Genomic DNA, 10,279 nt, shown 5'->3' with positions numbered 1-10,279 from the left:
TGCCCCCGGCGGCGTCGCCCGCCACGGCGCCGCTCGCCAGCGCGGCGGGAGCGGGTATGGGAACACCCCAGCCACCTGCCCTGGAGCCGCCACCCGCCCTGGAGCCCTCCGTGGAGGAGCCGCCCGCGCCGCGACTGCCCGCCCAGGGTCCGCCCCTCGCCGCGACGGCCGTGCCCCGGCAGAACCACGACAGCCATGAAGCGTCGCCGGACAACCGCCCCCGCCAGGTCAGCACCCGCGAGGTCGGTGCGGATCCGCTCGACGACCCCGACCCGCAGATCGCGGCCGACGCCGCTGCCGTCGAGAACCTGCTGCGCTGCTGGGTGCGCGAGAGCGGCCTCGTACGTCCCGACGGGGACACCCTTCGCATTCCCCTCGCCGCCAGCGGAACCGTCCTGCTCGTCCCCGTGCGCTATTGGTCGCCCACCGGCTGGCACCGCTTCGGCCCGCCGCTGCTGGAGCACGGCCCCCATGACGCGCCCGCTGTCGGCGCCGTCGCCCTCGCGGCCCTGCTCACCCGCGAGGCGACGTACAGCGCACGGCGGGACGAACCCGACGCGGACGCCACCGAACTCGTCGGCCGTGTCGCGGACTCCGTACGGCGCACCGCTCTCTTCCTCACCCTCCGCCGGGCCGCACGGGCCGATCCGAGCACGAGCACCCCGTTCCTCAGCGCGGAACAGTCCCTCCTCTTCGGTCACCCCCTGCATCCCACGCCGAAGAGCCGCGAGGGCCTCTCCGACTCCGAATCCACCGTCTGCTCACCGGAAACGCGTGGCTCCTTCCCCCTTCACTGGATCGCGGTCGGCCGGTCCGCACTGGCCTGTGAGTCGGCCTGGACGGAGCGCGGCCGGACCGTGCCCGCCGAGCGGCTCGCCCTCTCCCTGGCGGGAAGCGGCCTCCAACTGCCCACCGGTACCGTGCCCTTGCCCCTGCATCCCTGGCAGGCTCGCGAGATCCGGCACCGTCCGGAGGTCGCCGCGCTCTTCGACGCCGGCCTGCTGCACGACCTCGGGCCGTCCGGTGGCCTCTGGCACCCCACCTCCTCGGTCCGCACCGTCTACCGGCCCGGCGCTCCCGCCATGCTGAAACTCTCCCTCGGTCTGCGGATCACCAACTCCCGTCGTGAGAATCTCCGTAAGGAACTCCGCCGCGGTGTCGAGGTGCACCGTCTGCTCCGCAGCGGGCTGGCCGAGCAGTGGCGGGCGGCCTTCCCCGGCTTCCCGGGCTTCGATATCGTCCGGGACCCGGCCTGGCTCGCCGTCGACGGACCGGATGGCGAACCCCTGACCGGCCTCGACGTCATCATCCGGCACAACCCGTTCGGCCCCGGCGACGACGCCGTCTGCGTCGCCGGACTCCTCGCGCCGCGCCCCTGGCCCGGACAGCCGGTGATGTGCTCCCGGCTCGCCCACCTCGTCGCCCGGCTCGCCGCTCGCACCGGCCGTTCCACCGCGGCCGTCGGCACGGAGTGGTTCCTGCGCTATCTGCACACGGTCGTACGCCCCCTGCTCTGGCTGGACGGAGAGGCCGGCATCGCGCTCGAGGCGCACCAGCAGAACACGCTGGTGCTGCTGGACCCCGACGGCTGGCCGGTCGGCGGCCGCTACCGGGACAACCAGGGCTACTACTTCCGCGCGTCCCGGCACGCCGAACTCCAGCGCCGGCTGCCCGGTATCGGCGGCCGCAGCGACACCTTCGTCTCCGACGAGGTCACCGATGAGCGGTTCGCCTACTACCTGGGTGTCAACAACGTCCTCGGACTGATCGGCGCCTTCGGATCCCAGCGGCTCGTCGACGAACGCGTCCTGCTGGCCGCGTTCCGCCGCTTCCTCGCCGAGGCCGCGTCCGGCCCCGGCAGAACCCGCTCACCGCTTCCCGCCCGGCTCCTGGAGACGCCCACCCTGCGCTGCAAGGCCAATCTGCTCACGCGGCTGCGCGGCCTGGACGAGCTCGTGGGACCGGTGGACACCCAGTCCGTCTATGTGACCATCCCCAACCCCCTTTCCATGTCTGTCTCGCCTTCCGGCTCCACCGCTGTCACCCCCATGGCTTGACTCCGCGACCCGCGATCACGCCCCTCACCCCCCACGTCCCTCCCGACGTGCCCAGACCCCTGAGAGGAGAGCATCGCCGTGCCGCACACCGACTCCAGTACGAGCTCCAGCACCGACGACACCATCGACATGCGGCTGCGCCAGGAAGAGGACATCGCACGACGCATCGACCTGGACTCCGCCCGACCGGAGGCCGACGACCGGCCGGATCTGCTCGACCACATCGTCGAATGGGGGCCCACCAACACCCCGTTGGGCACCTTCCAGCTCGTCCCGGTCCGCATCGGGCGCGATCTGCGGCTCATCGCCCAATGGATGAACGACCCCTCCGTGGCCGCCTTCTGGGAGCTCGACGGCCCCGAGGAGGCCACCGCGAGCCACCTAGGGGACCAGCTCCACGGCGATGGGCGCAGCGTGCCCTGTCTGGGCGTCCTGGACGGCGTGCCGATGAGCTATTGGGAGGTGTACCGCGCCGATCTGGACCCGCTCGCGCGGTACTACCCGGCCCGGCCGCACGACACGGGTATCCACCTGCTCATCGGCCGGGTCAGCGATCGCGGCCGCGGCCTGGGGACAACCCTGCTCCGCGCGGCCGCCGACCTCGTCCTCGAGCACCGTCCGTTCTGCAACCGGGTCGTGGCCGAACCGGATCTCCGCAACATCCCCTCCGTGGCCGCCTTCCTGGGCGCCGGCTTCCGCTTCTCCGCGGAAGTCGAACTCCCCGGCAAACGCGCCGCGCTGATGCTGCGCGACCGTGCCCTGCGACACGTCCTGTGAGCCTCCGCAACCATCCGTGCCCCCCGGCGATCCATCTGCCTCGATGCGAGATTCCACTGTTGATACACCGCTCGCCCGGTCCCGGTTCCCACGCGGCGCGGCTCCACCCGTGCCACGAAGCGAAGATCCGCCCGAACCCCGCCCCGGCCGAAACCGTCCGTCACCGACCACACCGACAGGAGTGATGTCGGTGCCGCCCCTTAGGCTGGCAGCCCTATGACTGAATCGTCCTCGCCTCCACTCGAAGATCTGCTGCACGCCGCCGTAACCGCTGTCGGCGGCACCGAGCGCCCTGGCCAGACCGCCATGGCCCAAGCGGTGGCGGAGGCGATCGACGACAGCTCCCACCTGCTGGTCCAGGCAGGCACCGGCACCGGGAAGTCCCTGGGCTACCTGGTGCCCGCCCTCGCCCACGGCGAGCGTGTCATCGTCGCCACGGCGACCCTCGCCCTGCAGCGGCAACTCGTCGAGCGCGACCTGCCCCGCACCGTGGAGGCGCTGCATCCGCTGCTGCGCCGCCGCCCCGAGTTCGCCATGCTCAAGGGCCGCTCCAACTATCTGTGCCTGCACCGGCTCCACGAGGGCGTCCCGCAGGAGGACGCGGATGAGGCCGGGCTCTTCGACCCGTTCGAGGCCGCCGCGCCCACCAGCAAGCTCGGCAAGGACCTGCTGCGGTTGCGCGACTGGTCGGACGATACCGAGACGGGCGACCGGGATGATCTGACCCCCGGTGTCTCGGACCGCGCCTGGTCCCAGGTCTCGGTCACCTCCCGGGAGTGCCTCGGCGCGTCCAAGTGCGCCTATGGCGCGGAGTGCTTCGCCGAGGCCGCCCGTGAGCGGGCCAAGCTCGCCGATGTCGTCGTCACCAATCACGCGTTGCTCGCCATCGACGCGATCGAGGGCGCCCCCGTGCTGCCCAGCCATGAGGTGCTGATCGTCGACGAGGCCCATGAGCTGGTCTCCCGGGTCACCGGAGTGGCCAGCGGAGAGCTCACCCCGGGGCAGGTCAACCGCGCCGTGCGGCGTGCCGCGAAGCTGGTCAACGAACAGGCGGCGGACGCTCTCCAGACCGCCTCCGAGGGCTTCGAGCGGCTGATGGAGCTCGCCCTGCCCGGCCGCCTCGAGAAGATCCCCGAGGACCTCGGCTATGTGCTGATGGCGCTGCGCGACGCGGCCCGCACGGTGATCTCGGCGCTCGGCGCCACACGGGACGCCTCGGTCAAGGACGAGGACGCGGTCCGCAAGCAGGCGCTGGGCGCCGTGGAGAACATCCACCAGGTGGCCGAGCGGATCGTCGAAGCGTCCGAGTACGACGTGGTCTGGTACGAGCGGCACGACCGCTTCGGCGCCTCGCTGCGTGTCGCCCCGCTCTCGGTGTCGGGTCTGCTGCGCGAGAAGCTGTTCGAGGACCGGTCCGTCGTCCTCACCTCCGCCACGCTCAAGCTGGGCGGGGACTTCAACGGGGTGGCGGCCTCACTCGGTCTCGCCCCTGAGAGCCCGCAGGATCCGGAGGGCGGTGAGGAGGACGCGCCGCGCTGGCAGGGTCTGGACGTCGGCTCGCCCTTCGACTACTCCAAGCAGGGGATTCTCTACGTCGCCAAGCATCTCGCCCAGCCCGGTCGCGAGGGCAGCCGCGCCGATATGCTCGATGAGCTCGCCGAACTGGTCGAGGCCGCGGGTGGTCGTACGCTCGGGCTGTTCTCGTCCATGCGCGCCGCCCAGGCGGCCGCGGAGGACCTGCGTGGGCGTCTGGACATGCCCATCCTCCTCCAGGGTGAGGAGACGTTGGGCGAGCTGATCCGCTCCTTCTCCGCCGACGCCAGGACCTGCCTGTTCGGCACACTGTCCCTCTGGCAGGGGGTCGATGTGCCGGGGCCCAGCTGTCAGTTGGTGGTGATGGACCGGGTGCCTTTCCCCCGTCCCGACGACCCTCTGATGAGTGCCCGCCAGAAGGCGGTGGAGGAGGCAGGTGGCAATGGCTTCATGGCCGTCGCCGCGACCCATGCCGCGCTGCTGATGGCTCAGGGCGCGGGCCGGCTGGTGCGGGCTTCGGGCGACCGGGGCATCGTCGCCGTCCTGGATCCACGGGTCGAGCGGGCCCGCTATGGCTCGTTCCTCCGCAAGTCCATGCCGGAATTCTGGTACACGACCGACCGCAACCAGGTGCGCCGCTCGCTGGCCGCCATCGACGCGGCGGCCAAGGCACAGGAGGCCTAGTGCCGTGTCAGCCAAGGTTTGCCCCGCTCGCCGCCCTGGCACGGCCATCTGCGGCGTTGCCGAACCGACCGAGTAGGCCCTCCCCCGGACTTCGTCCGGGCGGTGCCCCCTCGAGGCCGATTCGGCGCCTTGCAGCTGACCGCACCAGGACGCCTCGCTACCGGGCAAACCTTGGCTGACGCGGCACTAGCGGGGGCGCGGTCGTCTCATATGACAGGGACCTCGACGGTCTCGAGACACAGCAGGGCCCCGGAACCGGCGCAGTGGTCCCGGGGCCCGGTCGTGGGGCACGCTGAGGGCGCACCTCGATCCGGCGCGCTCAGACGCGCCGCAGCACCGCGACCACCTTGCCCAGAATGGTGGCCTCGTCGCCGGGGATCGGCTGGTAGGCGGCGTTGTGCGGGAGGAGCCACACATGGCCGTCCTCACGCTTGAAACGCTTCACCGTGGCCTCACCGTCGAGCATCGCGGCGACGATGTCGCCGTTCTCCGCGACGGGCTGGCGGCGCACCGTCACCCAGTCGCCGTCGCAGATGGCGGCCTCGATCATGGAGTCGCCGACCACCTTCAGCACGAAGAGCTCACCGTCGCCGACCAGCTGCCGGGGGAGCGGGAAGACATCCTCGACCGACTCCTCGGCGAGGATCGGGCCGCCGGCCGCGATCCGGCCGACCAGCGGCACATATGAGGCGGCGGGCTTGCCGGTGGTGTCCGGGGGCTGGGTGCTGGGCTGGTCGGAGCCGCGGACCTCGTAGGCCCGGGGCCGATGGGGGTCGCGCCGCAGAAAGCCCTTCCGCTCCAGGGCCATCAGCTGATGGGCGACGGACGAGGTGCTGGAGAGGCCCACCGCCTGACCGATCTCCCGCATGGACGGCGGGTAGCCGCGCCGCTGCACAGAGTCGCGAATGACCTCGATGACGCGCCGCTGTCGGTCGGTCAGCCCCGAGCTGTCCGCCCGGATGCCTGGAGGTCGCCCTGGTAGCGAGCGTGCGGGCTTCTGCCCTTCCGGGGTCGTGGCGTCGTCGTTCATCGGGTGGGTCTGGTTCATCGTGTGTGTCTGTTCGAGTCGGCTCTGGGAGCGCTCCTGGGCGGTAACGGTGGCGCTCTCTGCGGTGGTGGTCACGACGGCCCCTCTCGAGATGTTCTCCCTAGTTGGACAACGGTAGTTGCTTTCGAAAGGTTGCGCCAAACACACGTTCGAGTGAAATTTCGCAGATGGACTGACGTGATCACAGGGTTAGGTGTATGGGCCGTTTGGTCCGGTCGCCGTGCGGCGGCCCCAGTCTTGCATCCCGACCCCTGTGAATCCGGGACGCACGGGGTTCGCGTAGTCTCGTGCCTGCTCCCGACCCGTGACACGCCATCCGGCTCGGTTGAGTGCCGGACACCAGATCTAGTGGTTTGATGGATGCAAGCCACCCACAGGTTGTGGTCCCTGGTGGATCCGCCGACAGAGTTTTGGCCTATGCTTGTGGCCGCCTCGGAAGGTCTTACGGCCCGGACGGGGCTCATCAGGCATGTTCAGGCATGTTCAGTCATGCGCCGTTTTTGAGGGTGAGGGAGGGATCGGAGTCATGCACTGCCCCTTCTGCAGGCACCCCGACAGCCGCGTCGTCGACAGCCGTACCACGGATGACGGCTGCTCGATCCGCAGGCGCCGCCAGTGCCCCGACTGCTCGCGTCGCTTCACGACCGTGGAGACCGCGTCACTCATGGTGATCAAGCGGAGCGGGGTCACCGAGCCCTTCAGCCGCGACAAGGTCATCTCGGGCGTTCGCAAGGCGTGCCAGGGCCGTCCGGTCACCGAGGACGCCCTCGCCAAGCTCGGTCAGCAGGTGGAGGAGGCGGTCCGGGCCACCGGCAGCGCCGAGCTGTCCACCCACGACGTCGGGCTCGCCATACTCGGCCCGCTCCAGAAGCTCGACCTCGTCGCCTACCTCCGCTTCGCCTCCGTCTACCGCGCCTTCGACTCCCTCGAGGACTTCGAGGCCGCCGTGGCGGAGCTGCGTGACCAGCAACGGCCTCCCGCGCACGACCGCGGGCCCGGCGCCGAAGGGGCCGCGGAGGCCCCCGCGCCGGCCATCGCCGCCGACTGACCGGCGGCCCACATACCCGCCCGGGGCGCTTGCCGTGTCCGGGTGAAAGACAGACACACCGTGCCCGGGGAAGAAATGGGCACATCAGGGCGTTTTCGCCCGTACAGGGAGGCGGAATGACAGAGACGACGAGCGGCCCGGCACGAGGCTCCCGCTCCAAGGGCAGCAAGGCGAACAAGGGTCTGCGCATCGAGCGCATTCACACCACCCCTGGCGTGCATCCGTACGACGAGGTGGTCTGGGAGCGCCGTGACGTCGTCATGACCAACTGGCGCGACGGTTCGGTCAACTTCGAGCAGCGCGGCGTGGAGTTCCCCGATTTCTGGTCGGTGAACGCGGTCAACATCGTCACAAGCAAGTACTTCCGTGGGGCGGTGGGCTCCCCGGACCGCGAGGCGAGCCTGAAGCAGCTCATCGACCGCGTGGTGCGCACCTACCGCAAGGCCGGTGAGGACAATGGCTACTTCGCCTCGCCCGCGGACGCCGAGATCTTCGACCACGAGCTCACCTACGCGCTGCTGCACCAGGTCTTCAGCTTCAACTCGCCTGTCTGGTTCAACGTCGGCACCAAGCAGCCGCAGCAGGTCAGCGCCTGCTTCATCCTCTCCGTGGACGACTCCATGGAGTCGATCCTGGACTGGTACAAGGAAGAGGGGATGATCTTCAAGGGCGGCTCCGGTGCCGGCCTGAACCTCTCCCGCATCCGCTCCTCCAAGGAGCTCCTCTCCTCGGGCGGCAACGCCTCCGGCCCGGTCTCCTTCATGCGCGGCGCCGACGCCTCCGCCGGAACGATCAAGTCGGGCGGCGCCACCCGCCGGGCCGCCAAGATGGTCGTGCTCGACGTCGATCACCCGGACGTCGAGGCGTTCATCGAGACCAAGGTCAAGGAGGAGGAGAAGATCCGCGCCCTGCGCGACGCGGGCTTCGACATGGACCTGGGCGGCGACGACATCACGTCCGTCCAGTACCAGAACGCCAACAACTCCGTCCGCGTGAACGACACGTTCATGAAGGCGGTGGAGTCCGGCTCCTCGTTCGGGCTGCGCAGCCGGCTGACCGGTGAGCCCATCGAGGAGATCGACGCCAAGGCCCTCTTCCGCAAGATGGCCGAGGCCGCCTGGGCCTGCGCCGACCCGGGCATCCAGTACGACGACACCATCAACCACTGGCACACCTCGCCGGAGTCGGGCCGGATCACCGCCTCCAACCCGTGCAGCGAGTACATGCACCTGGACAACTCCTCGTGCAACCTCGCCTCGCTCAACCTGATGAAGTTCCTCCAGGACGACGACGCGGGCAACCAGCGCTTCGACGCCGAGCGCTTCGCCAAGGTCGTCGAGCTGGTCATCACGGCGATGGACATCTCCATCTGCTTCGCGGACTTCCCGACCGAGAAGATCGGCGAGACCACCCGCGCCTTCCGCCAGCTGGGCATCGGCTACGCCAACCTGGGCGCCCTGCTGATGGCCACCGGCCACGCCTACGACAGCGATGGCGGCCGGGCCCTGGCCGGAGCCATCACCTCCCTGATGACCGGCACCTCGTACAAGCGCTCCGCGGAGCTCGCAGCCGTGGTCGGCACGTACGACGGCTACGCCCGGAACGCGGACGCCCACAAGCGCGTCATGAAGCAGCACTCGGACGCCAACGCCGCCGCCAAGCGCATGGACGACCTGGACACCCCGGTCTGGGCCGCGGCCACCGAGGCCTGGCAGGACGTGCTGCGCCTCGGCGAGAAGAGCGGCTACCGCAACGCCCAGGCGTCGGTGCTCGCGCCGACCGGCACCATCGGCCTGATGATGGACTGCGACACTACGGGCGTCGAGCCGGACCTGGCCCTGGTCAAGTTCAAGAAGCTGGTCGGCGGCGGCTCCATGCAGATCGTGAACAACACGGTCCCCAAGGCGCTCAAGCGGCTCGGCTACCAGGAGGAGCAGGTCGAGGCGATCGTCGCCCACATCGCCGAGCACGGCAATGTGATCGACGCGCCGGGGCTGAAGCCCGCGCACTACGAGGTCTTCGACTGCGCGATGGGCGAGCGCTCCATCTCGCCGATGGGCCATGTGCGGATGATGGCGGCCGCCCAGCCGTTCCTGTCCGGCGCGATCTCCAAGACGGTCAACATGCCGGAGTCGGCCACCGTCGAGGAGATCGAGGAGATCTACTTCGAGGGCTGGAAGCTCGGTATCAAGGCGCTGGCGATCTACCGCGACAACTGCAAGGTCGGCCAGCCGCTCTCCGCCAAGAAGAAGGAGGAGAAGGAGCAGGTCGAGCCCGAGGTCGAGAAGGTCGTCGAGTACCGCCCGGTCCGCAGGCGCCTTCCCAAGGGCCGTCCCGGCATCACCACCTCCTTCACGGTGGGCGGCGCCGAGGGCTACATGACCGCCAACTCCTACCCGGACGACGGTCTCGGTGAGGTCTTCCTGAAGATGTCCAAGCAGGGCTCGACCCTGGCGGGCATGATGGACGCCTTCTCGATCGCCGTGTCGGTCGGCCTGCAGTACGGCGTGCCGCTGGAGACCTACGTCTCGAAGTTCACCAACATGCGCTTCGAGCCGGCCGGTATGACGGACGACCCGGACGTGCGGATGGCGCAGTCGATCGTCGACTACATCTTCCGCCGGCTGGCGCTGGACTTCCTGCCCTTCGAGACCCGCTCTGCGCTCGGCATCCACTCCGCCGAGGAGCGCCAGCGCCACCTGGAGACCGGGTCCTACGAGGCCGCCGACGACGAGGTGGACGTCGAGGGCCTGGCCCAGTCGGCGCCGCGCCATGTGGCCGCCCCGAAGAGCAGTGGGTCGTTGTCGCAGTCGCGGAGCGGGTCCGAGTCGGCGAAGGAGGCCCACAGCTCGACCGAACTGGTCGAGATCCAGCTGGGGTTGAACGCTGACGCGCCGCTCTGCTTCTCCTGCGGCACCAAGATGCGCCGTGCGGGCAGCTGCTACCTGTGCGAGGGCTGCGGTTCGACGAGCGGCTGCAGCTGATCGCGAGCCCTTACGGATGGCATCCGAGGGGATGACATCCCAGGCGGGGCGCGGGCCTTCGGGTCCGCGCCCCGCCGCCGTTGTACCCCGGCGCAGTACGGAGCGATGGCGAACCGGGGGCGGACTCTCCGGTATGTGATGAGGGCCA

The 10,279-nt window shown here is 69.8% G+C and carries 6 protein-coding genes; 5 read left to right on the top strand and 1 reads right to left on the bottom strand.

Annotation, left to right across the window (positions count from 1 at the left end):
* Positions 1-56 precede the first annotated feature (56 nt).
* The 3 genes from GWI24_RS32730 (at position 57) to GWI24_RS32720 (ending at position 5,051) form a co-directional block, all read left to right on the top strand.
* On the top strand, positions 57-2,057 hold the full coding sequence (locus GWI24_RS32730) for an IucA/IucC family siderophore biosynthesis protein (RefSeq protein WP_247617182.1): 2,001 nt from the start codon (positions 57-59) through the stop codon (positions 2,055-2,057).
* A 78-nt stretch (positions 2,058-2,135) separates the two neighbouring features.
* Positions 2,136-2,834 (top strand): GNAT family N-acetyltransferase, encoded by a 699-nt coding sequence (locus GWI24_RS32725; protein WP_210949686.1) that lies wholly within the window; start codon positions 2,136-2,138, stop codon positions 2,832-2,834.
* A gap of 216 nt (positions 2,835-3,050) precedes the next feature.
* Positions 3,051-5,051, top strand: coding sequence for an ATP-dependent DNA helicase (locus tag GWI24_RS32720; protein ID WP_210949685.1), 2,001 nt, complete (start codon positions 3,051-3,053; stop codon positions 5,049-5,051).
* Between the two features lie 319 nt (positions 5,052-5,370).
* On the opposite strand, the gene lexA is transcribed toward GWI24_RS32720, so the two are convergent.
* A complete protein-coding gene (lexA, locus tag GWI24_RS32715) occupies positions 5,371-6,174 on the bottom strand; it encodes a transcriptional repressor LexA (protein ID WP_210949684.1) in 804 nt (267 codons plus the stop codon).
* A 451-nt stretch (positions 6,175-6,625) separates the two neighbouring features.
* Here lexA and nrdR point away from each other — a divergent pair, with 451 nt between their 5' ends.
* Entirely contained in the window at positions 6,626-7,147 is a 522-nt protein-coding gene (gene nrdR / locus GWI24_RS32710; RefSeq protein ID WP_020867993.1) for a transcriptional regulator NrdR, read from the top strand.
* 116 nt (positions 7,148-7,263) lie between these two features.
* Positions 7,264-10,131, top strand: a complete 2,868-nt coding sequence (locus tag GWI24_RS32705; RefSeq protein ID WP_210949683.1) for a vitamin B12-dependent ribonucleotide reductase — start codon at positions 7,264-7,266, stop codon at positions 10,129-10,131.
* The last annotated feature ends 148 nt before the right edge of the window (positions 10,132-10,279 follow it).

The organism is Streptomyces sp. MK37H, assembly GCF_018035285.1.
In the GTDB taxonomy this organism is placed as follows: domain Bacteria; phylum Actinomycetota; class Actinomycetes; order Streptomycetales; family Streptomycetaceae; genus Streptomyces; species Streptomyces endocoffeicus.
Note: the sequence above shows the minus strand (reverse complement) of the source record. Positions and strands in the feature narration are given on the sequence as shown.